Source organism: Paraburkholderia sp. DHOC27, assembly GCF_003429005.1.
In the GTDB taxonomy this organism is placed as follows: Bacteria; Pseudomonadota; Gammaproteobacteria; order Burkholderiales; family Burkholderiaceae; genus Paraburkholderia.
In genome coordinates this window covers 384,161-406,831 of the sequence record NZ_QVQV01000002.1, presented here as the reverse complement: position 1 = coordinate 406,831, position 22,671 = coordinate 384,161, and the positions used below count along the sequence as shown (strand labels likewise).

Below are 22,671 nucleotides of genomic sequence, written 5' to 3'. Positions count from 1 at the left end.
ACGACTGAAGGGGAGATGGGGTGGCTGATGGGACTCGAACCCACGACGACAGGAATCACAATCCTGGACTCTACCAACTGAGCTACAGCCACCACTGGGACATCTGTTTGGCTTGCCGAGAAATGGCTTGCCGATCAAGAAGCGAGATTATACAAACACGATCTGCGTTTGCCTAGCCCTTTATTCAAACATTTCGGCGGGCTCACGCAGATGCTGTCTCGCTTCGTCGAAAATGGCCAGGTCGCGCGCGGCCAGTTTCTTGTTGTCCGAAAGGACGCGTCGCCATCCACGCGCGCCCGCGACGCCGCGATAAAGTCCCAGCGCGTGACGCGTAATCGCACCCAGAAAGGTGCCGCGCGCCAGTTCGCTCGCGCAGTATTCGATCAGCTCGGCTTCGACTTCTTCACGCGTGCGCGGTGCGGCAGTGGCGCCGTAGAAACGGCTGTCCACCTCCGCGAGCACGAACGGGTTGTGATACGCCTCACGCCCCAGCATCACACCGTCCACGTGCTGCAGATGCAGTTCCACTTCGTCGAGCGTCTTGATGCCACCGTTGATGATGATTTCCAGCTGCGGAAAATCCCGCTTCAACTGATAGGCGTAGTCGTATTTGAGCGGCGGAATCTCGCGGTTTTCCTTCGGGCTGAGGCCTTTCAGAATCGCATTGCGCGCGTGCACGATGAACACTTCGCAACCCGCCTCCGCGATCGTGCCGACGAAATCGCGCACGTAGCTGTATTCCTCCACCGCATCGACACCAATGCGGTGCTTCACCGTCACGGGTATCGAAACCGCGTCACGCATGGCCTTCACGCCGTCCGCGACGAGTTGCGGCTCGTTCATCAGACAGGCGCCGAAGGCACCGCGTTGCACGCGCTCGGACGGGCAGCCGCAATTCAGATTGATCTCGTCATAACCCCATTGCTCGCCGAGCTTTGCCGAGCGGGCGAGGTCGTCGGGCTCGCTGCCGCCGAGTTGCAGCGCGACGGGCGCTTCGCTGGGCGTGAAGGCAAGATGACGCGCAACGTCGCCATGCAGCAGCGCGCCCGTCGTCACCATCTCGGTGTAGAGCCACGTATGGCGCGACAGCATGCGATGCAGCGAGCGGCAGTGGCGATCGGTCCAGTCCATCATCGGAGCGACCGAAATGCGGCGGGGGTTAGCAGGAAGAGCGAGGGACATGGCGACGGCCGGCAACATGAATCAAACCGCGATTTTACAGCAAGCGCGCGCCTCCACCTTGGGAGCGTCACGCGCGAAGTCCAGCTATCGGTTCACGCGTGGAGTGGTGCCGGCGCGAAGCACGGCGTGTGGCGAGCCGCTCGCTCAGCCAACATTAACAAGATATGAAGGGCCAGAAGGAAGATAAGACGGGTCCGGCGACGAGACCTTCCGACCCCATTGTTTGGCATGCCAGAAAAGGGCTAGCGGGATTATTTCAGTCTCAAGAATAGTAATTTCGGATTATCGGTACAAATATTTGATAGTAAGGGAATACACTTATTCCATCGGTGTTGCAGGCAACCACTTGGCCCCTGTCGCGACGCCTTCCTGAACCGAAATCCGAAACATTATTGGAGTCATCTCATGAAGACCAAGCTCATCGCCGCCGTTCTGGTTGCTGCTTCCGCTACGCTCGCCGCTCCCGCTTTTGCTAGCGGCTACGGCCCGGCACCGTTCTACCGTCCGTCGGTTGGCGCTCCGGCTTCGCAACAAGGCCAAAGCGAGCAAACCGTTGCCGCTGAACGCGCTAACGCCGACAACAACGCCTACGGCGGTGTGAAGGCTGCGTCGACCCAGTCGGGCGCTCGTCAGCAAACGAACAACCAGTACCAGTAATACCGGGTAGCGCCGGGCGTTCATGACGAACGCCCGGGCGGCATCCTGACACGCCGGATGATGTGGGCTAATGCCCGGATCATCCGGCGTTTGTATTTGGCGCGCCCATCTTGCGCAGATTCGGCGTTCGTCCGCGTAAATTGGACACGAGACACGCGGAGTGCGAGCGTACCTAACTGCGGAAATTGCCGCTGTCGATCATCTCGCGTGCCGCCTGAAAGCCTGCCTCGGCCGCCGCGTGCTCGGTGGGCCAGAGCCGGGTGATGTGCACCAGATGCCAGTCGGCGACCACTGCGCCAGCGCGCAAGATCCGGAAATGCGCCTTGACGCCGGTGAGCACCTGCTCGACCGCGACCTCGATCTCATAGTCGCCGTAGGGCTCCTGATAGTCGCCCATGTCGATGCCTTTAGGCTCCATCTGCGTCTCCCGCGTCAGTCGCAATCGCCGGACAGGTATTGGCGACCCGCGCAGGTGATCTCCACCTCGCCACCGGCGCTTTCGACGACCAGTCCCATGCCGAGCAACTCGCCGGCCACGCCCGGCGCAAGCGCGGGCGTGACTTGCCCGATGCCCACCTCGTTCAGGCGCCGCAGCGCCTCAATGGCTTCCGGACTCAATGACTTCGACATGGCCGCCTCCGTCGTCATGCGCGATTTATCGTAGCACTTTCTCCCCGCCAGTTTCGACCACTTCGCGTCGCGCAGCGGTGCACGTGCAGCCGTCCAGACTCGCTCGCCGCAAGCGTTTCGCACCGGCTCTTACAAAGCGTAATCCCCCGGTAATACTCGGTGAAATTTGGAAATTCCGTTTCGTCGCAGTTTTGCTAAGCTCGCACTCGATCCATCCGGCAAGCGCGGCGCACGCTTTTCCCCACAGCAGTTCGGCACGATTCCCGACTACTCATGACGCACCCTACACAGCAGGAAAGCGCGGACGATCTGATCGCCCGCGGCAACGCCTGCATGCAGCGCGGCGATCTACCGGGTGCGCTCGACGCGCTCGAAATGGCGCGTTTGCGGCAACCCAACGATGCGTCGGTGCACAACAATCTCGGCTCCATTTACGTAGCACTGGAGCGTTATCCGGAAGCGCTGCAGCGCTACCTGGATGCGTTGGCGCTGGATCCGGGCACCACGGACATCCATCACAATCTGGGCTGGGTGTACGAGCAGATGCATCGTCTGGAGGAAGCCGTGAAGAGCTACCGGATGGCGGCGCAAACCGGCACGCTGATCGACGGTTCGTACAACAATCTCGCGAACTGTCTGCAGGCGCTCGGGCGCTTCGACGAGGCGCATGAAGCGTATCGGCGCGCCATCGACATCGCGCCGCAAAGCGGGCTCTACTACCGCAACTACGTGCAGTCGAAGCGCATGACGCCCGACGATCCGTATTTCATCGCCATGCAGGCGCTCCTGCAGCGCGGCGATTCGCTCACGCCGGACAATCGCGCGCAATTGCATTTCGCGCTCGGCCACGCATTGGGCGAGATGAAACAGAACGATGCGTCGTTCGATCATCTGCTGAAGGCGAACGCGATGTATCGCGGTAACGTCGACTACAACGAGGCGTTGACGCTCGGTCTCTTCAGCCAGTTGCCGCAGTTGCTGAGCGCCGATGTTCTGCGGGCGAAGGGCGGTTTGGGCGACCCATCCGAGGCGCCGGTGTTCATCGTCGGCATGCCGCGTTCCGGGTCCACGCTGATCGAGCAGATTCTCGCGAGCCATCCCGCGGTTTATGGCGCGGGCGAGCGTCCCGATTTCGGCAAGGCGCTGGTCAGCGCGCTTGCGCGCAAACCGGACGAGGACGACAAGCTTCATCTGGACGCGATTCGCCAAGCGTCAGCGGCGCAACTCACGGCGCTCGGCGCCGATTATCAACGCCGGATCCGCGACGAACTGCCTGAGTTGCGCGCGTTGCGCGACGCAGGCGAGGACGACCCCTTCAAGCGCATTACGGACAAGTACCCCTTCAACTTCATCAACGTTGGGCTGATCCATCTGGCGTTGCCGAACGCGCGCATCATCCACAGCCGCCGCGGCGCGGTGGAAACCTGTCTGTCGATTTTCTCGCGCATCTTTCACGACGTGCCGTTCAGCTACGATCTCGCTGAACTCGGCCGCTATTACCGCGCCTACGATGCGTTGATGGCGCACTGGCGGCAGGCGTTGCCGCCGGGCGTGATGCTCGAAGTGCAGTACGAGGAACTGGTCGACGATCTCGAAGGCACGGCGCGGCGCATGCTGGCCCATTGCGGGCTCGACTGGGACGCACGCTGTCTGGCGTTTCATCAGACCCAACGGCAGGTCAACACCGCGAGTGCCTCGCAGGTACGTCAACCTATCTATCGCACTTCGCTGGCGCGCTGGCGTCCCGCGGCGCCGCTGCTGCAACCGCTTTACGATGCGCTGGGACCGGAGCTGGCCAACGAGCGCGCCTAAGGATTTCGCCTGAGGAGCGCGTAAAAAATTTCCCCGTCGGGCCGTTCGCACGATACCTTTTCCACCACTCAACTGAAGGAAGGGCAACGGCGCGATGCAGACCTTATCGACCAGCAAAACCCGGGTGGGCATCGAAACGCTGATCTGGGTCGCCGATCTGGCCGGCACCTTCGTGTTCGCGGTCGAAGGCGCGGTGACCGCCATGCGCGGCGGCCTCGATCTGTTGGGCGTGATGGTCGTGGCGTTCGTGGCGGCGCTTGGCGGCGGCGTGATCCGCGATCTGCTGATCGGCGCCACGCCGCCCAGCGCGATCAGCGACTGGCGCTATCCCGCGCTGACCTTCGCGGCCGGCCTGTTCGCCTTCCTGTGTCATGCGCTCGTGCAGTCGTTTCCGCCCGGACTGATGACCGTACTCGATGCCGCAGGACTCGCGCTGTTTGCGGTCGCCGGTGTCGAGAAGGCGCTGCTCTACAAGATCCGGCCGTTCGTGGCGATGCTGATGGGCACCATCACCGGTGTGGGTGGGGGTGTGATCCGTGACATCCTGCTGACACGCGTGCCGCTGGTTTTGCGCGCCGACGTCTACGCGAGCGCGGCCTTCGTCGGCGCGTTGGTGGTGGTCGTGGCGCGCCGTGCGGGTGTGCCGCCGGGCTGGGCCGCAATGCTCGGAGGACTCGCGTGTTTCGTGCTGCGCATGGTCGCGGTGACACGCGGCTGGCAGTTGCCGAAGGCGGTGGGATGATGGGACCATCGGTCAAGTGGCGCGAGAAGTTCGATGGCCACGACGGGCAGCATCGCACGGTAGGTTGCATAGCGGCCACGGGAGCGTAAGCTGGAAGCGCGCGACGTGAGTGCCGTCGGAGTGGGGCGCCGCTAGCTGTTCGATTCACCCTACCGGATAGCCTGGGTAGACTCGCCGCGCGCACTTGCAGCGCGCCACGCCCTTCGCGTTTCGCGAAACCAGCGTAGCGAGCGTAATCAAAGACGCAGAAGGACGAAGAAAGACGCAGAAGGACGAACTGAAGGCAGCACATCGGACCCAAGCAACGCCCCTCGATTTTCGCCAGTCAGGAGACCTGAAACGATGCCCCCCATGACTTCCGCTGCACGCGCGCCGTCTTCCGTGATCACGATGAAGAGCGGCTTCGACTTCGAGGCGACACTGAGCCGCCTGAAGCAGGCGTTGACTTCGCGTGGCATGACGATCTTCGCCGACATCGATCAGGCTGCCGCAGCCGTGGCGGCGTCGACCAGCTTGCGTCCCACGCGCCTGCTGCTGTTCGGCAACCCCAAAGGCGGCACCCCGGTGATGGAAGCGAATCCGCACGCCGCGCTGGAATTGCCGTTGAAGCTGGTAGTCTGGCAAGCGCCGGAGGGCGCGGTGCAGGTGGACTACCTGGAGCCGGCGGCCATGCTAGTGGAGCATTACGGTATTGATGCGGCGTTCACGGGCGTGTTTGCGCAAGTGCCCTCGCTGCTCGCTCAGGCCATCGACGCCGACCAGAACGACGCCGCCACCTGGCGTTGAGCGTGCAACCGCGCGGTGTCGTGAGCACGGCGCCGCGCATTTGTTCGCTAACCTCGCCGCGCATTTCGCCGCGCTTTTCACCGCACGCGATACAGCACACAGCGCCGCCCGCGCGTTAGTCCGCCTGCACGCCTTGCGTATTCACGGCACACGCTTCGGGATGCTCGGCGAGCGAGACGAAGCGGTGCGGATGCGTGCTGCCGTCGAGCGCGTCGATGGCGCCTTTCTCGATGTCGTAGACCCAGCCGTGCAGATTCAGTCGTCCCTGGGCCAGCGCGACGGCCACGGACGGATGCGTCCGGATGTTGGCAAGTTGGGCGATGACGTTTTCGCGTACCAGCGAATTGAGCCGCGCATGCGGCGTCGGAAATTCGCGCGCGGCATTGATGGCGCGTGCCGCATCGGCGTGACGCAACCAGGCCGCCACGGCGGGCAGATGATCGAGACACATGCAGGTCGAGATCGCCGTCATCGCGCCGCAATCCGAGTGTCCGCAGATGACGATGTCCGTCACGCCCAGCACGGCCACCGCGTATTCCACCGTGGCCGATACGCCGCCTGGCTCGGGTCCGTAAGACGGCACGATGTTGCCCGCGTTGCGGATCACAAACATGTCGCCCGGTTCGCGTTGCGTGAGCAGTTCGGGCACCACGCGGCTATCCGAACACGTGACGAACAGCACGCCTGGGTTCTGGCTGGTGGCGAGCCGTTTGAAGAGCGCGGAACGGGCGGGGAATACCTCGCGCTGAAACTTCAGAAAGCCCTCGATGATGTCCTGCATATGCGTCTCTCCAGCGTTGTCCAATGACTTAACCACGAATGAGGGAGGCGCCCGCCTGCTCGTCGGGGCGCATCCAAAGACTCAATTATATGGATTGAATCGGTCACTGCCTGGCTGATGGCTTTTGGGGCAGCCGCAAGCGCTGCGCGCGACCGTGAACGGACCGAGCAAACGAGGTACTGAACGGGCAGAGCAATCAGGAAAAACAGCCCGGCAAAACGAGCGGAAAAGTGCTTTATTAGCGGGCGAAAAAGCTAGGGCTCAAAGCAGGAGGGGCTCAAACAAGGGGCAATGCAGGGACTCAGAGCAGGCGCTTATCGCAGGCGCTTTTCGCAAGCGCTCAAAACAACGGCTCAATGTCCTGCAATAGCGAGCGGCAGATGCACGAGCCCGTGATGTACGAGCGGATACACGCCGACGAGGAACGCGCCGTATAGCGCGGCCATCGTGACACCCGCAGCGGTGCCCCACACATCGCGCGATGCCGCGCCCTGGCGGAAGTGCACCGGCAGGCCAACCAGCAGGTAGCCCAACATGAAGAATGCAATGACCGCGCTCACAGGCGACACGTCATGGCCAATGAAGTCGAGCAGATTGATCAAGGTGAGGTTGTGCATAGAGACATGCAGGAAGACGCGTGAAAAATCTCGGCAGGTCGTGCTGGATTAAAGCCGATGCATCTACGAGGGTCAAGGAGAAAAACGTTAGTGTTTTTTACAGAAAAAATAGCACGCTCGCTTGCTTTCACTTTGTATTGCATTCGTGATGCGGCTGTTGTCTGAGTTTAGCCAGACTGAAAGCCAGTCAAGCCTTGGAGCCTTGAACTGCGCTTCATCGCCACGCTGTCATCAGCGTTTTCGCAGAGGTTCTATTAATGACGAAAGTCCGTTGTGGTCGATCTCGTGCATTAACGCCAATAGCCGTCCGATTTCGCCGGGTGGAAATCCCTGACTCGCGAACCAGTTCAGATAGTGGCCTGGCAAATCGGCAATCAGACGGCCTTTATATTTGCCGTAAGGCATCACGCGCGTGACGAGTAATTCGAGGTGTTCCGGGTTCATCGCAATGATCGAAGTGAAGCAGGCTGATGGGTGTAAGTCAGCGTAAGCAGGTGGGCCTCACGCTTCACGCCGTTGATGTCCGCTGACATGCGCACCCGCGCGGGGATCGAGCCCGAACACGTCGACGATGGCAATCACACTCAATGCGGCCACCAGCACGAAGGCGAGGCTGAAGTCCGCGGGCGTGACGGATTGCGCAGCATGTCCGTGCAACCACGCCGACGCGCGCAAGGCGATCGCGCCGGCCGCCACGCCCATGCCCATCGTCATCTGACCGAGTGTGCTCGAGAGGGTGGACGCCCCGCTCATCTGCGGCTTGGGCACGTCGGCGAAGCTGAGTGTGTTGATGGCTGTGAACTGCAGCGAGCGTGCCAGTCCGCTCACGAACAGCACGACGAGAATCCAGACATAAGGCGTCGTGGGTGTGAGCAGGCTGATCGCGCCGAGCGAAAGCGCAGCCAGTGTGCCGTTCACCAGCAGCACCGTGCGAAAGCCAAAGCGTTTCATCGTGGGCGTGGTGACGAGCTTCATCGAGAGGTTGCCCGCGAAGATCGCCAGCGTCAGCAGGCCGGAACGAAATGCGTTCATGCCGAAGCCGAGCTGGAACATCAATGGCACGAGGAACGGTACGGCGCTGATCGAAATGCGAAACAGCGAGCCGCCACCCGTCGCCACGGCAAAGGTCTTGATGCGAAACGCAGACAGATCCATCACCGGATGCGCCGCGCGCTGCAGATGTACGCATGCCGCCGCACCGGCAGCCAGACCCACGGCGAGGAAGGCCAGGGCCGCGCCCCATGACGCGCCGGCACGTCCGATCAACTCCATCGCATACATGACCGCCGTGCCGGCGACTCCGCATAACACGAAGCCGAGCGCGTCGAACGGACGCTTTTCGGTCTCGCCGGCCGCGCTGATGAAGCGCCAGGCGAGCACCATACCGATCAGACCGAGCGGCAGGTTCAGGTAGAAAATCCAGCGCCACGACGAATAGGTGGTGATCAAACCGCCGAGCGGCGGTCCGATGACGGGCGCGACGAGACCGGGCCAGGTGATGACCGAGATCGCGCGCATCAGGTTGTCCTTGGAGGTGACGCGCAGCACGGCGAGCCGTCCCACCGGCACCATCATCGCGCCGCCGAGGCCTTGCAACACGCGTGCGGCAGTGAATTCCACCAGCCCGTTGGTCATGCCGCAGAGCACGGATGCCGCCGTGAAGACAGCAAGCGCGCCGGTAAACACGGTGCGCACACCGAAGCGGTCCGCGACCCAGCCGCTGATCGGAATGAACACCGCGAGTGTCAGCAGATACGAGGTGATGCCGATGCTCAGGTCCACGGGGTGGATGTGAAACGAGCGGGCCATTTGCGGCAACGCGGTCGCGATGATCGTGCCGTCGAGGTTCTCCATGAAGAACGCCGCGGCGACCAGCGTCACGATCAACGACCCGCTTTGGGATGCGCCCTCGGACGTGGCAGAGGAACATGAATCGGAAGACGAATCGGACATCGACACCACGCTCCGGATTGTTCAGCAGGTTCATCAAGGCGGCGCGATGCATGGAGAAGCGATCTCGAAGCCTGACGCGCGCCGGCTACGCATTTTAGCCGCGCGGCAGCTATCGCGTGGGCGCGGCCCTGGCGGCGCACGTCGAAGCACGGCATGAGGCACATGGGCCACGGGGGCCACAGGGGCCGCATGCGATAATTGCGCATTCCCCATCCAACACCCGGCCGCTTCATCGCGGCCCCGGCATTCTCGACGCGTCGTCCAATTGAAAAATCTGCTTGTGCCCCTCGACCAGCTATCACGATTCGATGAAATCGTGGATGTACGCACGCCGCTCGAGTTTGCCGAAGACCACATCCCCGGTGCCCTTAACGCGCCGGTGCTGAGCAACGAGGAGCGGGTGATCGTCGGCACGATGTACGCGCAGGTCTCGCCGTTCGAGGCCACGCGCGTCGGCGCCGCAATGGTGGCGCGCAATATCGCCCAGCATCTGGAAACCACCTTCGCCGACCGGCCGCGTAACTGGCGCCCGCTGATCTATTGCTGGCGGGGCGGCAAGCGCTCGGGGTCGATGACGACGTGGTTCAATCTGATCGGCTGGCAGGCGCGGCAACTCGACGGCGGCTACAAGGTGTACCGGCGTTCGGTGCTCGATACCCTCGCGAGCCTGCCCGGACAGTTCGACTATGTCGCGCTGATCGGCCATACGGGTAGCGGCAAGACGCGTTTATTGCAGGCGTTGCGTCAGGCGGGCGCGCAGGTGCTGGACCTCGAAGCCCTGGCCCGGCATCGCGGCTCGTTGCTCGGCGCCTTGCCGGATCAGGCGCAGCCGGCGCAGAAAGCCTTCGATACCGCGCTCGTCGAGGTCCTGTCAGGCTTCGACGCACGGCGTCCGGTATTCGTCGAATCGGAGAGCCGCCGGATCGGTTCGATCACGTTGCCCGACGCGTTGCTCGAACGCTTTCATCAGGGTCTCTGCGTGGAAGTGGACACGGCTCACGACGAGCGCGTCGCGTTTCTGCTGCAGGACTACGCGCATCTGTTCGACCATCCGGAGCGGTTCAAGCATCAGCTCCAGCGCCTGATCGGCCTGCATAGCCGCGAGCAGGTGAAGCACTGGCATGCGTTGATCGACGCCGCCAGTCGGGACGGTGCAGGCGGGGACGATTCAGGCGGGGACGATTCAGGCGGGGGCGATGCTGGCGCCCGCAGTGAACTGTTCGCCCAGTTGATCGACCGGCATTACGACCCCGCGTATCAGCGCAGCAGCCGGCAACATTTCAGCCGTCTTGCCGATGCGCTACATTTCGAGTTCAGACCCACCGCCGCCGACAGTGTGGGCCAGGCCGAGGCATTGCTGGCCCAACTGGCGTCGCTGGACCCGCGCACGCTCGTGCGCGACACGGATTTGACAAAGGGCGCGTCGGACCGCGCGGCCATTCCAACCATAGAACGATGAATACAACACGCCAAACCCAACCCCAGGCCTTTCCCGCTTCCGGATGGCTGATCTTCCTGCTGCTCGCCGTGGTCGGACTTTTCTACGTGAAGTGGTTTCCGTACTATCACCGCGCTTTCACCGCTGCCTCGACGCATTCGATCGGCAAGTCGATCCTGATGGGCACCGATGCCAGCCCGCCGGCGCCGTCGCTCGCGGCCGCCTTGAGTTACGCGGTGGCCTACGGCAAGGCGATCTGGCAGGCGATGGTATTGGGGCTGCTGCTCGGCTCCGCGGTGCAGGTGCTGCTGCCCGTGCAATGGATCGCGCGTGTGCTCGGCAAGACCAGCTTCGGCAGCGTCGCGGCCGGCGGGCTGCTGGCCATCCCCGGCATGATGTGCACCTGCTGCGCGGCGCCGGTGGTGGTCGGTCTGCGGCAGCGCCAGGCGTCGCCGGGCGGAGCCATCGCATTCTGGCTCGGCAATTCCGTGCTCAATCCGGCAACCCTCGTCTTTATGGGCTTCGTGCTCGGCTGGAACTGGGCGGCATTGCGCCTCGTGCTGGGTGTGCTGATGGTGTTTGGGCTCGGGTATCTGGTGAACCGCCTGGTCACGCCGCAGGAGGCCGAGATGGCGAGCACCCAGTTGAGCCAGCTCGCCGCGCAGCAGGACGAAGCACGCGGCAATCGCTTCGTCCGCTGGCTGAGTCTGTTCGTCCGGATGGCGGTACGGCTGATTCCCGAATACATCGTGCTGATCCTGTTGCTAGGCGCGGCGCGTGCGTGGATTTTCCCGCACGTCGGTCCGGAGATCGGCAACCAGATTGGCTGGATCGTGGCGCTGGCGGTGGCGGGCATGCTGTTTGTCATCCCCACGGCGGGTGAAGTGCCGATCATCCAGGCCATGCTGTCGCTCGGCATGGGCGTGGGCCCGGCCGGCGCGTTGCTGATGACCCTGCCGCCTATCAGCGTGCCGTCGCTGGCCATGCTGGCGCGGTCGTTCCGGCCGCGTCTCCTGACGGTCGTGGCGGTTGCCGTCGTCGGGTTTGGCGTGGTGGCCGGCGGACTTGCGGTGGCGTTGGGGTTCTGAGGCGCGCCGGGGTGCCGAGGCGCGCCGATCCGGGGACGGATGCGTGGCATCGGCCGCATTCACCGCGAATTCTCGATGGCAGTTGTTGAATCACGACCTACACTGGGGAACTGAGGGCGGCGTAACGCGGTGCTTGTGCCGGCTACGCCGCAGCGTCCTCCAGTGGTAGGATTCAGCCCGAAAAAAACACAGCCGGTGGCTGCGCAGGCGGCCTGCGCGTCGATGAGCGCCCCGGCGACGACCACACACCCTCGAGAGAGAACGGACTCAGGACATCGAATGGCGCAACAAAAAACAAATCCGAAACTTGAACAGGCGCTCACCCGCGGGGACCTCGCGATCCGTCAGGCCAACTCGGCGCGTGCAACCGCGCTGCTGCGCGCGCTGGGCAAGATGATCATCGATGCTTCCGCGACCATCGGCGTGGAAGCCTTTACCCTGATTCCCGACGGCGATCGCATCTACGATCCCGCCGATGGCTTGTGGCCCCAGGAATTGCTGGTCTCGCTCGATGGCCCCGTGGAAGAGACCGATTCCGACGAAGTACGCACCGTGCGACTGATCGCCGACGATCCAGGCACGCTGTTCCGGGTGGAATGGCAGCGCGCTGACGGCAAGATCGGCCGGCAGGAAGGCGGCCCGTTCGCCACCGTGGCGTTCATTTCGGACGTCGACATTCCCTGGACCGACGACGAAGACTGAAGCGCAGGCGGCGTCCCGCGCCGCCACTTTCTGCACCCGCGCTCGACCTGCGTCGGGCCTGCGCCTAGCGCATCATGCGACGCCGGAACAGCACCGCGGAAATGCAGAACGGCACCACGATATAGGCGACCAGCACGGCCACGTGAAGGAGCGCATGGTCGATGGGCCGCCCGAGCATGGCGGGGCGAATCAGATCCACGGCGTGAGCGAGCGGCAGTAGCTGGGTGACGTGCTGCGCGATGGGCGGCAATTGCGCGACGGGGAAGAACACGCCGGAGAGCAACATCATCGGCGTCAGTGCCAGCGTCTGGTAAAACATGAAGAAATCGTAGGACGGCGCGAGCGCGGTCACGATCATCGCTACGCTGGCGAACGCGAGACCCGTCAGCGCGATCACCGGAATGGCCAGCAGCATGGAAGGAAAGCTGCCATAACCCAGCACGCCGGCCACCAGCATGATGGCCACGCCCGACAGCATCGCCTTGCTGCCCGCCCAGATCACCTCACCGAGCACGATATCGCCGAGCGTGAGCGGCGTGTGCATGATCGCTTCCCACGTGCGCTGCACGTGCATGCGCGAGAAGCCCGAGTACATCGACTCGAAACTGGCCGACATCATCACGCTCGATGCAACCGTACCCGCCGCGAGAAAGGCGATGTACGACACGCCATCCACGTGCCCCACCATCAGCCCCAGGCCGAAACCGAGCCCGAACAGATAGATCATCGGATCGGCCAGATTGCCGAACATCGAGGCCAGCGCCAGTTTGAGCCACACCAGATAGTTGCGCCGCCACACCGCGATCCAGTTGGACGCGTTGGCGGGCATCGCCGCGAACGGCTCGCTTGCTGGCGCGCTGTGACGCGCGGCTTCGTAAGACGGGGCGTCCGTGGTGTCGGTGGTGTCCGGGCCCGATGTCTGGGTATGCCTGGGTGACTGCGTAGGAATGTTCATAGGGGCATCAATCGTGTTGCGGTGCGCTTCGTGTGCCAGTCATGCTGCTGGTCGTGGTTCGTTCGTCGTTACACTTGTCGTTGCTCGCGTGCCATTGCGCGCGTGTCCTTTTTTGCTCGTTGCCGGGCCGCGCGGTGTCGAGATGCGCGCAACGTCAATCCTGCATTTCGCGGCCGGTGAGCCGCAGAAACACATCTTCGAGGTTGGCGGGCCGGTGCAGATAGCGCAGATCGGCGCGCTGCTTGAGGCGTGCATGAACCGGCTCGGCATTCGTCACATAACAGAACAGGGTCTCGCCGCTGATCTCGGTGCGCTCGGCAAGCGGCGCCAACTCGTCGCGCAGGGCGAGCGGGTCCGGGCCATAGATTTCGATCACGTCACAACCAATCTCCGAGGCAATCAGCTCGTTCGGTCCGCCTTCCGCAATCTTGCGTCCTTCCTCGATCACGCACAGGCGGTGGCAGAGGCGCTCGGCTTCTTCCATGAAATGCGTGGTCAGCAGGATGGTTTTGCCGCGAGCGAGCAATGAGCGCAGACGCTCCCAGATCAGGTGCCGCGCCTGTGGGTCGAGCCCGGTCGTGGGCTCGTCCATAATCAGCACATCAGGATCGTTGACGAGCGCACGTGCCAGTGTCAAACGCCGCTTCATGCCGCCGGACAGTTCGCCGACGCGTGCATCGGCCTTGCTTTCGAGCCGCGCAAATTCGAGCAGCGATGGCACCATCGCGCGGGTCTCGGCCGCGCTCAAACCGAAGTAGCGGCCGAATACCAGCAGGTTTTCGCGCACGGTGAAGTCGGGATCGAGATTGTCGAATTGCGGCACCACGCCTACGCGGGCGCGCGCAAAGCGGGAGCGGCTCGGAATCGGTTCGCCGCACAGGCGGATCGTGCCTGCGTCCGGGACCGCGATGCCAAGCAGCATGCGCAGCGTAGTGGTCTTGCCCGCGCCGTTCGGGCCCAGCAGTCCGAAACACTCGCCGGCGCGTACGTGGAACGACAGACCGTCGACGACGGTCTTATCGGCATAGCGCTTGTAGACTTCGAGGAATTCGATTGCGGCGTCAGACATAGGTCGATAGGGATTCCGAAACGCATAAAAGGCCGGTAAGAGGCATGTAACAGGCCAATGACAGGGCCACTGAAAAGGCCAATGAAAGGCCGGAGCGGCTGCTCATTCTAGGGCATCGGGACGCGCGTGGCGGCAGTGGCCGGCGGCTGCGAGCGTGATTCCTGCACTGCGGCAAACCGGTGCAAGGCGGGCCGGCGTGGGGGTGGAACCCGGTTAGCGTTTTCATCCCTTGCATCCTGAATTGCGGCGCACCATGATTCAGGAAACACACCGCGATCGACGCGGAAGGGAGAGATCATGGCGAGCTACCAGAAAATCCTGCTGTGCTACGACGGCTCGCGCGAAGGCCGCAAGGCGCTGCGCTGCGGCGCGGACCTGGCACTGGATCTCAAGGCCGAGACCCATCTGCTTTCTGTGGTTGATATGCGTTCCAGCATTGCGCAAAGCGCCGGGCTGCTCACCGATGTGGCCTGCGGCAGCTTCGAGAAAACCGCGCGCGATATTTTTCAGGAAGGCGTCGACTGGCTCACCGAGCGTGGCGTGAGCGCGCAAGGCCACTTCGCCTTTGGCCATCCCATCGACGAAATCGCCACGCTTGCCAACGATCTGCACGTGGATCTGGTGGTGGTCGGCCATCGTTGCCGGACGGGTCTTTCACGCTGGTGGATGGGTGCGGGCAATACGCCGTTGCTCGACCGGATTTCCTGCAGCATCCTGGTGGCGTGCTCCTCGAAGGAAGAGCAGGCACAACAGGAACAGGCGGCTGCGGCCTGACGGTCTTTGCTGGACCGCTGCGACCGCGCTTCTGGAACCTGAGCGCCGAAACCGGACGCGCGGTCTAGCCGTTCAGGTTGACCGCGGCGAGCTTCCACGAAAACAACCCTTCCCGACGCAGGATGGCGGAATAACGGGTGTCGCCTACGCCGTGCTGGTAGGTGACGACGAACTCATTGATGCTGCGATAACCGGCCGTGGTTTGCGGCGGCTGCGGCGGTGCATCGGGCGTACTAGCCGTACCGGGCACAGCCGGGGCTGCGGGTGTAGCCGCCGCGCCGTTGGCAGCCGGGTTGGGCGCGCCGTTGTTCGGCACGGTGGGCGATTCCGGCGGCGCGGGCGGACGGTCCGTCGGATTGCCGCGCGGCGGCATGCCGTTCAGCAGGGCCGCGACGCCGTCCGGGGTCGCATACGCATCCACCAGCGGGCCGATCAAGGCCACGCCGATCATCGCGCCAAGGGCGGCGAAGGGGTTGCCGCTGGCATGCAGCCGCCTGGTCAGCAAACCGGCCACCTGGTCCTTCAGACTCTCACGCAACGCGGGGTAATCGACATATTCGCTGACCGTCTGCGCATCACGTGCATCAGCCGCGCGTTTAAGACGGTCGAGCGCGACATATGGCGACGCATAACCGTACCCAAGCGCCGCGATGACCGCGATCACAACTAAAACGATGATGAGCGGCCTGGCGAAACCGCGTTTTGCAGGTTTTGAAGCGGACATCAATTGAAACTCGCAGTGGTTTGTCGATGCATGATGGACCACGCAAGCCGAGAAACGATCCCTGGCAGGGGGCTTACTCTTGTTGATGCTTCGCCGATTCGGCTGTTGCAAGTCGCCCTGCGGTGCCAGCCGTGATGGCGTCGAATCATGCCGTATACATGTACTGAACTGCGGCACTCAAACCGCGGCACCCAAACCGCGGCGATCATCTGCATTACTCGAACCACGTTACTCAAACAGCGCGTTCTGCAAACCCGCTCGTTCCTCGTCGATACAACGGTCGATCATTCGGCACACCGCATCCACGGTACCGACCATGATGAGCCGCGACGGCCCGTGGTAGACCCGCACTGGCGCGCGGCGCGCCGGTTCAGCCGTATTCAGTCCAGCATTCAGCGACACGCGCGCAAAGGCCGGCAGCGACGAAGGCAGGGTAGCCGAGCGCGGCGCAGGCGTATCGAACAACGACCCCGATGCACCTGGCGCTTCGATGGGCGCGCACGGGACAAGGCTGCGCAAATGACGCAGACGACCGAACTGGCGAAAAGGCAGCAGGCGGGCAAGGCGTTCCATAAGTCTCTCCAGACAGTGTTCAGAATTCGGTGGGGCGAATCAGCCCCACCGCAATGCCTTCCAGCGCGAATTCCGCACTGCCGGCCTGAACGAAAATGTTTTCGTAGTCGGGGTTCTCAGCGATCAGCTCAATACCGTTGGGCCGGCGCTTGAGACGCTTGACCGTCACGTCGTCGCCAATCCGCGCAACGATGATCTGGCCGTCTTTCGCTTCGCTCTTCTTTTGCACGGCGAGCAGGTCGCCGTCGAAGATGCCTGCGTCACGCATGGACAACCCGCGCACCTTCAGCAGGTAGTCCGGTTTGCTCGAAAAGAGCGCCGGGTCGCACGCATAGTGCTGGGCGATGTGCTCCTGCGCGAGGATCGGGCTACCGGCCGCCACCCGGCCGATCAGCGGCAGCGACAACTGCATCAGGCTGGCATGCGGCAGCGTGAACTGATGCGGCGCGTCGTCTTGCCCCGACAGCAGGCGGATGCCGCGCGAGGCGCCGGCCGCCAGCTCGATGACGCCCTTGCGAGCCAATGCCCGCAGATGTTCTTCCGCCGAGTTGGCCGAGCTGAAGCCCAGTTCGGCGGCGATCTCCGCGCGGGTGGGCGGAAAGCCGGTTCGCTCGATGGCCCGGCGGATCAGATCGAAAACCTCTTGCTGTCGTGCGGTGAGTTTGGTCATGGCGCCACTGTATGGATAGACAGGTGACTGTATTTTTATACAGTATTCGGCGCATTTCAAGCTTTACTTTAAGATCGGGCAGCCGGGTGTCGTTGCAGCGCCGTGTAAGGCCGTTCTGACAGCCAATTTCCGGTCGCAACAGCGCGCCCGTCTGTCGTTACCACTTTTGCGTATTAAAAAATGAAGAAACATTATTTTTAATGATGAAAGCCCTTCGATAGACTGGCCTCCAGCAGTGACACAGCACGCATAACGCCAACAAAACGCTGCTACAGCGGAAACCACGCGGAGAACAGGATGAATCAGCAGGGCACGGGGCTCGCACGCAAGACGGGTAAATGGATTACGGCGCTGGCGCTGGTGGTATCGGGCGCAGCGGCCGCGATCGGCATGACGGGCGCAGCTCAAGCCGCGGATACCACCTTGCTGAATGTCTCGTATGACCCGACGCGCGAGTTGTACCAGCAGATCAACCAGGCGTTCGGCAAGCAGTGGAAGGCGCAGACCGGCGACACCATCACGTTCAAGCAGTCGCACGGCGGCTCGGGCGCGCAGGCGCGCTCGGTGCTCGACGGGCTGCAGGCCGATGTCGTGACGCTCGCGCTCGCTTACGACATCGACGCGCTCGCCAGCAAGGGCCTCGTGGACAAGAACTGGCAGAAGCGTCTGCCGGACAACGCCGCGCCGTACACCTCGACCATCGTGTTTCTGGTGCGCAAAGGCAATCCGAAGCACATCAAGGACTGGGACGATCTGGTGAAGCCGGGCGTGTCGATCGTCACGCCGAATCCGAAGACCTCGGGCGGCGCGCGCTGGAATTACCTGGCTGCATGGGCCTACGCCGAGCATCAACCGGGCGGTAACGACCAGAAGGCGAAGGAGTTCGTCTCGAAGCTGTACAAGAACGCGGGCGTGCTCGATTCGGGCGCGCGCGGCGCGACCACCAGCTTCGTGCAGCGTGGCATCGGCGATGTGCTGATTGCCTGGGAAAACGAAGCGTTTCTCTCGCTGAAGGAATTCGGCCCGGACAAGTTCGAGATCGTGGTGCCCTCGGTGAGCATCCTGGCCGAGCCGCCGGTGGCGGTGGTGGACAAGGTGGTGGACCGTCACGGCACGCGCAAGGTGGCGGAGGCGTACCTGAACTTCCTGTACAGCGAGCAGGGCCAGGAAATCGCTGCGGAAAACTTCTACCGTCCGCGTTCGGACAAGGTGCCGGCTGCGCTGACCGCCAAGTTTCCGAAGCTGAAGCTCTACACCGTGGACGATACGTTCGGTGGCTGGGCGAACGCACAGAAGACCCATTTCGCGGACGGCGGCGTGTTCGATTCGATCTACTCGCCGCAGTAACAGTAACGGTAACAGTAACAGCGGCACATCGCGCAGCAAGGCGTCACGCGGCGCGCCCGCCCAGGGCGCGCCATTTGCACAGGCAGCACGGCCGAGGCCCTACCTTGAAAGAGCATCCAGCATGACCACGTTGACCTTCCGCAAGCCGAGCGCATTGCCCGGCTTCGGCCTGACACTCGGCATCACGGTGGCCTATCTGAGCCTCGTGGTGCTGATTCCGTTGGCGGCCACTTTTCTCAAGACCGCGACGCTCCACTGGGCGCAATTCGTGCACGCGGTTGCGTCGCCGCGTGTGCTTGCGTCGTATCGCCTGACGTTTTTCTCCGCGCTCGGCGGCGCGGCGATCAATGCCGTGTTCGGTTTTCTCGTGGCATGGGTGCTGGTGCGCTACACGTTCCCGTTCAAGCGGCTGGTGGATGCAGTGGTCGATCTGCCGTTTGCGTTGCCGACCTCGGTGGCGGGCATTTCGCTCGCTGCGGTGTACGCGGGCAATGGCTGGATCGGCCAGTTTCTCGCGCCGCTCGGCATCAAGATTGCCTTCACGCCGGCCGGTGTGCTGGTCGCGCTGACCTTTATCGGTCTGCCGTTCGTGGTGCGTACCGTGCAGCCGGTGCTCGAGGAATTCGAGCGTGAACAGGAAGAAGCCGCTGCGTGCCTCGGCGCCTCGCGCTGGCTGACCTTCCGGCGCGTCGTGCTGCCGGCGCTGGTGCCGGCCTTGCTGACGGGCTTTGCGCTGGCATTCGCGCGGGCGCTCGGTGAATACGGCTCGGTGATCTTCATCGCCGGCAATGTGCCGATGAAATCGGAGATCACGTCGCTGCTCATCATCACCAAGCTCGAACAGTACGACTATGCAGGCGCAACCGCGCTGGCGGTGGTGATGCTGGTGGTGTCGTTCCTGATGCTGCTGTTGATCAATACGTTGCAGTGGTATCTCCAACGTCGCACGGGCCGCGGGGCGGGTCCTACGGCGGCCGCCGCTCCGGTCGCCGTAGCTACTTCCACTGTTGCGGGAGGCGCGCAATGAGTCACGATTCTGCGGCCCTCTCGAACCTCTCGCGCAACGCGGTACGGGCCGCCCGCGCCGCCGATCCGGTCAGCGAACCTCGCCTCGTGCGCTATCTGTTGACGACTGTCGCGCTGCTGTTTCTCGGCCTGTTCCTCGTCGTGCCGCTCGTCGCGGTGTTCTATCAGGCGTTGAGCAAGGGCCTTGGCTTTTACTTCGACGCGCTCGTCGACCCCGACGCGATCGCCGCAATCAAGCTGACGCTGTTGACCGCCGCCATCGCCGTACCGCTGAACCTCGTGTTCGGGTTGGCCGCCTCGTGGTGTATCGCCAAGTTCGAGTTCAAGGGCAAGGCGCTGCTGACCACGCTGATCGATCTGCCGTTTTCGGTTTCGCCCGTGGTGTCGGGCCTCGTCTACGTGCTGATGTTCGGTGCGCAAGGCTGGTTCGGCCCGTGGCTGGAAGACCACAACGTGCAGATCATCTTCGCCGTACCAGGCATTGTGCTCGCCACGATCTTCGTGACGTTCCCGTTCGTGGCGCGCGAACTGATTCCGTTGATGCAGGCGCAGGGCAACGACGAAGAAGAAGCCGCGCACGTGCTCGGCGCCTCGGGCTGGCAGACATTCCGGCGCGTCACGCTGCCGAACGTCAAATGGGGTTTGCTGTACGGCGTGATCCTGTGCAATGCACGGGCCATGGGCGAATTCGGCGCGGTCTCGGTGGTCTCCGGACACATTCGCGGACAGACCGACACGATCCCGCTGCACGTCGAGATTCTCTACAACGAATACAACTTTTCGGCGGCGTTTGCCGTGGCGTCCCTGCTGGCTTTGCTGGCGCTGGTGACGCTGGGGCTCAAGCTGCTGGCCGAGCGTCATCTGGCGGCACAACTAGCGGCGCAGCGCGACGGTGGCGAAGTTCCCGCACACGCTGGCCCCGTCAACCCAATTGCAGCGGCCGCGACGCCGACGCAGCATCCGGTCCAGTAAGGAGAGTCGTCAATGGGTATCACCGTTCGTAACCTGCAGAAGCGCTTTGGCGATTTCACCGCGCTCGACAACGTCTCGCTCGACTTTCCGCCAGGCGAACTGGTTGCGCTGCTCGGGCCGTCGGGTTGTGGCAAGACCACCTTGCTGCGCGTCATTGCGGGCCTCGAATATGCCGACGCAGGGCAGGTCGTGTTGCAGGGCCAGGATGTCGGCACGGTTGGCGCGCGCGAGCGTCAGGTAGGTTTCGTGTTCCAGCATTACGCGTTGTTCCGTCACATGACGGTGTTCGAGAACGTCGCGTTTGGCCTGCGCGTGAAGCCGCGCAAGGAGCGGCCGTCCGAGGCGGTGATCCGCGAAAAGGTGCATGAGTTGCTCAAACTCGTGCAACTGGACTGGCTGGCGCAACGCTATCCGTCGGAACTGTCGGGCGGACAGCGGCAGCGGATTGCGCTGGCGCGAGCGCTTGCCGTCGAACCCAAGGTCCTCTTGCTCGACGAGCCGTTCGGCGCGCTCGATGCCAAGGTGCGCAAGGAACTGCGTAGCTGGCTGCGGCGCCTGCACGACGATCTGCATATCTCGACCATTTTCGTGACGCACGATCAGGAAGAGGCGCTCGAAGTGGCGGATCGCATCGTGGTGCTCAATCGCGGCCACGTCGAACAGGTGGGCAGTCCACAGGACGTGTACGATCATCCACAGACCTCGTTCGTCTATGAATTCCTCGGCGCGGCGAACCGTCTGCACGGCAAGGTGGACAGGCAGGGCTTCGTGGTGGATGGCGCGGCGTTGCCGGTGGCGGCGTCTGCCGGTTTCGAAGGGCCGGCCTTTGCGTATGTGCGCCCGCATGACCTGCAGTTGTATCCTGAGGCGTCGGGGCATCGCGATGGCATCGTCGTCGATGTGCGGCGCGTCGTGACGCTGGGCGGCTCGGTGCGGGTCGAACTCGCCGCGCGCAGCGGCAATCTGCTGGAAGCCGAACTAGACCGCGAGGCATGGCGTGCGCTGCAATTGAACATCGGAGATGGCGTGACGGCCGTGCCGCGCGCGCTGCGCGTGTTTCCTGCGGCGTGATCGCGCATCGCGAGCACAGCGGACCGGCGGAACCGGCAAGACGTCATTCACGCATCACTCGCTCACTATTCAATAATTTCACTCTGGCCGAACCGGAGACATACAGATGAACTTCCAGCAACTACGCTTCGTGCGTGAGGCCGTGCGCCAGAACATGAACCTGACCGAGGTCGCGAACGTGCTGTACACGTCGCAGTCGGGCGTGTCGAAACAGATCAAGGACCTCGAGGACGAACTCGGCGTGGATATTTTCATCCGCCGGGGCAAGCGGCTGACGGGTCTGACGGAGCCGGGCAAGGCCGTGCATCAGCTGATCGAGCGCATGCTGCTCGATGCGGAAAATCTGCGCCGCGTGGCGCGTCAATACGCGGACCAGGATAGCGGTCACCTCGTGGTGGCGACCACCCACACGCAGGCGCGTTACGCGTTGCCGAAGGTGATCCGCCAGTTCACCGAAGTGTTTCCGAAGGTGCATCTGGCGTTGCGTCAGGGCAGTCCGCAGCAGATTGCGCAGATGATCATCAACGGCGAAGCGGACATCGGCATTTCGACCGAAGCGCTGGACCGTTTCCCGGACATCGTGACGTTCCCCTGCTATTCGTGGCACCACATCGTGGTCGTGCCGAAGGACCATCCGCTGGTGGGACGTACAAATCTGACGCTCGATGAGATCGCGGAATTTCCGATCGTGACCTACGATCAGGACTTCACCGGCCGCTCGCATATCGACCAGGCATTCGCGCGAGCGGGCGCGCTGCCCGACGTCGTGCTGACCGCCATCGACGCGGACGTGATCAAGACCTACGTGGAACTCGGCATGGGTATTGGTGTGGTGGCGGCAATGGCTTACGATCCGAAGCGCGATACGGAACTGGTCGCGCTCGATACGCAGCATCTGTTCGAAGCCAGCACGACGCGCGTAGGTTTGCGCAAGGGCGCGTTTTTGCGGGCTTACGCGTACCGTCTGCTGGAAATGTTCGCGCCGCAACTGAAGGAAGCGGATATCGCCGCGCAGTTGCGCGCGGTGGATTGATGCGCCGCATGCCAGTTGCCGGCTGCCCGTTTCGTTGCGTGGCCGGTGACTGCATGCGTCAGCAGTTGA

25 protein-coding genes and 1 tRNA gene are annotated in these 22,671 nt (G+C 63.1%); 13 read left to right on the top strand and 13 right to left on the bottom strand.

The genetic code is table 11. From position 1 onward, the window contains the following. Positions 1 to 16 precede the first annotated feature (16 nt). Positions 17 to 92, bottom strand: a tRNA-His gene (locus D0B32_RS10065). A gap of 88 nt (positions 93 to 180) precedes the next feature. After that, the gene (gene dusA, locus D0B32_RS10060) at positions 181 to 1,182 is read right to left on the bottom strand and encodes a tRNA dihydrouridine(20/20a) synthase DusA (RefSeq protein WP_117334160.1); all 1,002 of its coding nucleotides are present in this window, start codon (positions 1,180 to 1,182) and stop codon (positions 181 to 183) included. Positions 1,183 to 1,587: 405 nt separating this feature from the next. Here dusA and D0B32_RS10055 point away from each other — a divergent pair, with 405 nt between their 5' ends. Further along, positions 1,588 to 1,839 carry a hypothetical protein gene (locus D0B32_RS10055; protein ID WP_117333804.1) on the top strand — a complete coding sequence of 84 codons (252 nt, stop codon included), beginning with the start codon at positions 1,588 to 1,590 and terminating at the stop codon, positions 1,837 to 1,839. Positions 1,840 to 2,011: 172 nt separating this feature from the next. On the opposite strand, the gene D0B32_RS10050 is transcribed toward D0B32_RS10055, so the two are convergent. Further along, positions 2,012 to 2,257 carry a DUF6566 family protein gene (locus tag D0B32_RS10050; protein WP_117333803.1) on the bottom strand — a complete coding sequence of 82 codons (246 nt, stop codon included), beginning with the start codon at positions 2,255 to 2,257 and terminating at the stop codon, positions 2,012 to 2,014. A gap of 14 nt (positions 2,258 to 2,271) precedes the next feature. Beyond that, complete coding sequence (locus D0B32_RS10045; RefSeq protein WP_117333802.1) at positions 2,272 to 2,469, bottom strand: hypothetical protein; 198 nt, start codon at positions 2,467 to 2,469, stop codon at positions 2,272 to 2,274. Positions 2,470 to 2,742: 273 nt separating this feature from the next. Here D0B32_RS10045 and D0B32_RS10040 point away from each other — a divergent pair, with 273 nt between their 5' ends. The 3 genes from D0B32_RS10040 to D0B32_RS10030 all read left to right on the top strand — a co-directional run bounded on the left by D0B32_RS10040 (position 2,743) and on the right by D0B32_RS10030 (position 5,809). Continuing rightward, complete coding sequence (locus tag D0B32_RS10040) at positions 2,743 to 4,281, top strand: sulfotransferase (RefSeq protein ID WP_117333801.1); 1,539 nt, start codon at positions 2,743 to 2,745, stop codon at positions 4,279 to 4,281. Between the two features lie 94 nt (positions 4,282 to 4,375). Further along, on the top strand, positions 4,376 to 5,023 hold the full coding sequence (locus D0B32_RS10035; protein WP_117333800.1) for a trimeric intracellular cation channel family protein: 648 nt from the start codon (positions 4,376 to 4,378) through the stop codon (positions 5,021 to 5,023). Between the two features lie 351 nt (positions 5,024 to 5,374). Beyond that, positions 5,375 to 5,809, top strand: coding sequence for a DUF302 domain-containing protein (locus D0B32_RS10030; protein WP_181969771.1), 435 nt, complete (start codon positions 5,375 to 5,377; stop codon positions 5,807 to 5,809). 115 nt (positions 5,810 to 5,924) lie between these two features. Here D0B32_RS10030 and D0B32_RS10025 read toward each other — a convergent pair whose 3' ends face one another. The 4 genes from D0B32_RS10025 to D0B32_RS10010 form a co-directional block, all read right to left on the bottom strand. Next, positions 5,925 to 6,590, bottom strand: coding sequence for a carbonic anhydrase (locus tag D0B32_RS10025; RefSeq protein ID WP_117333798.1), 666 nt, complete (start codon positions 6,588 to 6,590; stop codon positions 5,925 to 5,927). 353 nt (positions 6,591 to 6,943) lie between these two features. Further along, positions 6,944 to 7,207: a hypothetical protein gene (locus D0B32_RS10020; protein ID WP_117333797.1), complete on the bottom strand. Its 264-nt coding sequence runs from the start codon at positions 7,205 to 7,207 to the stop codon at positions 6,944 to 6,946. Positions 7,208 to 7,438: 231 nt separating this feature from the next. Next, a complete protein-coding gene (locus D0B32_RS10015) occupies positions 7,439 to 7,651 on the bottom strand; it encodes a DUF3820 family protein (protein ID WP_006048800.1) in 213 nt (70 codons plus the stop codon). Between the two features lie 57 nt (positions 7,652 to 7,708). Continuing rightward, positions 7,709 to 9,160 carry an MFS transporter gene (locus tag D0B32_RS10010; RefSeq protein ID WP_117333796.1) on the bottom strand — a complete coding sequence of 484 codons (1,452 nt, stop codon included), beginning with the start codon at positions 9,158 to 9,160 and terminating at the stop codon, positions 7,709 to 7,711. Positions 9,161 to 9,425: 265 nt separating this feature from the next. On the opposite strand from D0B32_RS10010, the gene mnmH reads away from it, so the two are divergent. The 3 genes from mnmH to D0B32_RS09995 all read left to right on the top strand — a co-directional run bounded on the left by mnmH (position 9,426) and on the right by D0B32_RS09995 (position 12,388). After that, positions 9,426 to 10,619, top strand: a complete 1,194-nt coding sequence (mnmH, locus tag D0B32_RS10005) for a tRNA 2-selenouridine(34) synthase MnmH (protein WP_117333795.1) — start codon at positions 9,426 to 9,428, stop codon at positions 10,617 to 10,619. Continuing rightward, positions 10,616 to 11,686: a permease gene (locus D0B32_RS10000; RefSeq protein WP_117333794.1), complete on the top strand. Its 1,071-nt coding sequence runs from the start codon at positions 10,616 to 10,618 to the stop codon at positions 11,684 to 11,686. The genes mnmH and D0B32_RS10000 overlap by 4 nt, the downstream gene beginning before the upstream one ends. 279 nt (positions 11,687 to 11,965) lie before the next feature. Further along, a complete protein-coding gene (locus tag D0B32_RS09995; RefSeq protein ID WP_117333793.1) occupies positions 11,966 to 12,388 on the top strand; it encodes a hypothetical protein in 423 nt (140 codons plus the stop codon). A gap of 64 nt (positions 12,389 to 12,452) precedes the next feature. Here the strand turns inward: D0B32_RS09995 and D0B32_RS09990 are convergent, their stop codons facing one another. Both D0B32_RS09990 and nodI read right to left on the bottom strand, forming a co-directional pair. Continuing rightward, complete coding sequence (locus tag D0B32_RS09990) at positions 12,453 to 13,217, bottom strand: ABC transporter permease (protein WP_181969789.1); 765 nt, start codon at positions 13,215 to 13,217, stop codon at positions 12,453 to 12,455. Between the two features lie 280 nt (positions 13,218 to 13,497). After that, positions 13,498 to 14,412, bottom strand: a complete 915-nt coding sequence (gene nodI / locus D0B32_RS09985; RefSeq protein WP_117333791.1) for a nodulation factor ABC transporter ATP-binding protein NodI — start codon at positions 14,410 to 14,412, stop codon at positions 13,498 to 13,500. A 297-nt stretch (positions 14,413 to 14,709) separates the two neighbouring features. Between nodI and D0B32_RS09980 the strand changes: the two genes are divergently transcribed. Next, entirely contained in the window at positions 14,710 to 15,186 is a 477-nt protein-coding gene (locus D0B32_RS09980; RefSeq protein ID WP_117333790.1) for a universal stress protein, read from the top strand. A 64-nt stretch (positions 15,187 to 15,250) separates the two neighbouring features. On the opposite strand, the gene D0B32_RS09975 is transcribed toward D0B32_RS09980, so the two are convergent. From D0B32_RS09975 to lexA, 3 genes are all read right to left on the bottom strand, one after another. After that, on the bottom strand, positions 15,251 to 15,910 hold the full coding sequence (locus D0B32_RS09975; RefSeq protein WP_117333789.1) for a DUF2939 domain-containing protein: 660 nt from the start codon (positions 15,908 to 15,910) through the stop codon (positions 15,251 to 15,253). A gap of 228 nt (positions 15,911 to 16,138) precedes the next feature. Beyond that, the gene (locus tag D0B32_RS09970) at positions 16,139 to 16,483 is read right to left on the bottom strand and encodes a hypothetical protein (protein ID WP_117333788.1); all 345 of its coding nucleotides are present in this window, start codon (positions 16,481 to 16,483) and stop codon (positions 16,139 to 16,141) included. Between the two features lie 19 nt (positions 16,484 to 16,502). Further along, positions 16,503 to 17,153, bottom strand: a complete 651-nt coding sequence (gene lexA / locus D0B32_RS09965; RefSeq protein ID WP_117333787.1) for a transcriptional repressor LexA — start codon at positions 17,151 to 17,153, stop codon at positions 16,503 to 16,505. A gap of 297 nt (positions 17,154 to 17,450) precedes the next feature. On the opposite strand from lexA, the gene D0B32_RS09960 reads away from it, so the two are divergent. From D0B32_RS09960 to D0B32_RS09940, 5 genes are all read left to right on the top strand, one after another. Then, complete coding sequence (locus D0B32_RS09960) at positions 17,451 to 18,500, top strand: sulfate ABC transporter substrate-binding protein (RefSeq protein WP_117333786.1); 1,050 nt, start codon at positions 17,451 to 17,453, stop codon at positions 18,498 to 18,500. Positions 18,501 to 18,621: 121 nt separating this feature from the next. Continuing rightward, entirely contained in the window at positions 18,622 to 19,527 is a 906-nt protein-coding gene (cysT, locus tag D0B32_RS09955; RefSeq protein ID WP_117333785.1) for a sulfate ABC transporter permease subunit CysT, read from the top strand. Beyond that, a complete protein-coding gene (cysW, locus tag D0B32_RS09950) occupies positions 19,524 to 20,498 on the top strand; it encodes a sulfate ABC transporter permease subunit CysW (protein ID WP_117333784.1) in 975 nt (324 codons plus the stop codon). Before cysT ends, cysW begins: the two co-directional genes overlap by 4 nt. A 12-nt stretch (positions 20,499 to 20,510) precedes the next feature. After that, complete coding sequence (locus tag D0B32_RS09945) at positions 20,511 to 21,569, top strand: sulfate/molybdate ABC transporter ATP-binding protein (protein WP_117333783.1); 1,059 nt, start codon at positions 20,511 to 20,513, stop codon at positions 21,567 to 21,569. Between the two features lie 106 nt (positions 21,570 to 21,675). Further along, positions 21,676 to 22,602, top strand: coding sequence for a CysB family HTH-type transcriptional regulator (locus D0B32_RS09940; RefSeq protein WP_117333782.1), 927 nt, complete (start codon positions 21,676 to 21,678; stop codon positions 22,600 to 22,602). Positions 22,603 to 22,671: the final 69 nt, after the last annotated feature.

Bases quoted from the DNA above. Each gene is read 5' to 3' on its own strand.
- D0B32_RS09940 (WP_117333782.1), top strand. From the start codon at position 21,676: ATGAACTTCCAGCAACTACGCTTCGTGCGTGAGGCCGTGCGCCAGAAC.
- D0B32_RS09970 (WP_117333788.1), bottom strand. From the start codon at position 16,483: ATGGAACGCCTTGCCCGCCTGCTGCCTTTTCGCCAGTTCGGTCGTCTG.
- D0B32_RS09945 (WP_117333783.1), top strand. From the start codon at position 20,511: ATGGGTATCACCGTTCGTAACCTGCAGAAGCGCTTTGGCGATTTCACC.
- nodI (WP_117333791.1), bottom strand. From the start codon at position 14,412: ATGTCTGACGCCGCAATCGAATTCCTCGAAGTCTACAAGCGCTATGCC.
- D0B32_RS09975 (WP_117333789.1), bottom strand. From the start codon at position 15,910: ATGTCCGCTTCAAAACCTGCAAAACGCGGTTTCGCCAGGCCGCTCATC.
- dusA (WP_117334160.1), bottom strand. From the start codon at position 1,182: ATGTCCCTCGCTCTTCCTGCTAACCCCCGCCGCATTTCGGTCGCTCCG.
- cysW (WP_117333784.1), top strand. From the start codon at position 19,524: ATGAGTCACGATTCTGCGGCCCTCTCGAACCTCTCGCGCAACGCGGTA.
- cysT (WP_117333785.1), top strand. From the start codon at position 18,622: ATGACCACGTTGACCTTCCGCAAGCCGAGCGCATTGCCCGGCTTCGGC.
- D0B32_RS10045 (WP_117333802.1), bottom strand. From the start codon at position 2,469: ATGTCGAAGTCATTGAGTCCGGAAGCCATTGAGGCGCTGCGGCGCCTG.
- D0B32_RS10020 (WP_117333797.1), bottom strand. From the start codon at position 7,207: ATGCACAACCTCACCTTGATCAATCTGCTCGACTTCATTGGCCATGAC.
- D0B32_RS10040 (WP_117333801.1), top strand. From the start codon at position 2,743: ATGACGCACCCTACACAGCAGGAAAGCGCGGACGATCTGATCGCCCGC.
- D0B32_RS10030 (WP_181969771.1), top strand. From the start codon at position 5,375: ATGACTTCCGCTGCACGCGCGCCGTCTTCCGTGATCACGATGAAGAGC.
- lexA (WP_117333787.1), bottom strand. From the start codon at position 17,153: ATGACCAAACTCACCGCACGACAGCAAGAGGTTTTCGATCTGATCCGC.
- D0B32_RS10025 (WP_117333798.1), bottom strand. From the start codon at position 6,590: ATGCAGGACATCATCGAGGGCTTTCTGAAGTTTCAGCGCGAGGTATTC.
- D0B32_RS10055 (WP_117333804.1), top strand. From the start codon at position 1,588: ATGAAGACCAAGCTCATCGCCGCCGTTCTGGTTGCTGCTTCCGCTACG.
- D0B32_RS09980 (WP_117333790.1), top strand. From the start codon at position 14,710: ATGGCGAGCTACCAGAAAATCCTGCTGTGCTACGACGGCTCGCGCGAA.
- D0B32_RS10050 (WP_117333803.1), bottom strand. From the start codon at position 2,257: ATGGAGCCTAAAGGCATCGACATGGGCGACTATCAGGAGCCCTACGGC.
- D0B32_RS09995 (WP_117333793.1), top strand. From the start codon at position 11,966: ATGGCGCAACAAAAAACAAATCCGAAACTTGAACAGGCGCTCACCCGC.
- D0B32_RS10000 (WP_117333794.1), top strand. From the start codon at position 10,616: ATGAATACAACACGCCAAACCCAACCCCAGGCCTTTCCCGCTTCCGGA.
- D0B32_RS10015 (WP_006048800.1), bottom strand. From the start codon at position 7,651: ATGAACCCGGAACACCTCGAATTACTCGTCACGCGCGTGATGCCTTAC.
- D0B32_RS10010 (WP_117333796.1), bottom strand. From the start codon at position 9,160: ATGTCCGATTCGTCTTCCGATTCATGTTCCTCTGCCACGTCCGAGGGC.
- D0B32_RS09990 (WP_181969789.1), bottom strand. From the start codon at position 13,217: ATGCCCGCCAACGCGTCCAACTGGATCGCGGTGTGGCGGCGCAACTAT.
- D0B32_RS09960 (WP_117333786.1), top strand. From the start codon at position 17,451: ATGAATCAGCAGGGCACGGGGCTCGCACGCAAGACGGGTAAATGGATT.
- D0B32_RS10035 (WP_117333800.1), top strand. From the start codon at position 4,376: ATGCAGACCTTATCGACCAGCAAAACCCGGGTGGGCATCGAAACGCTG.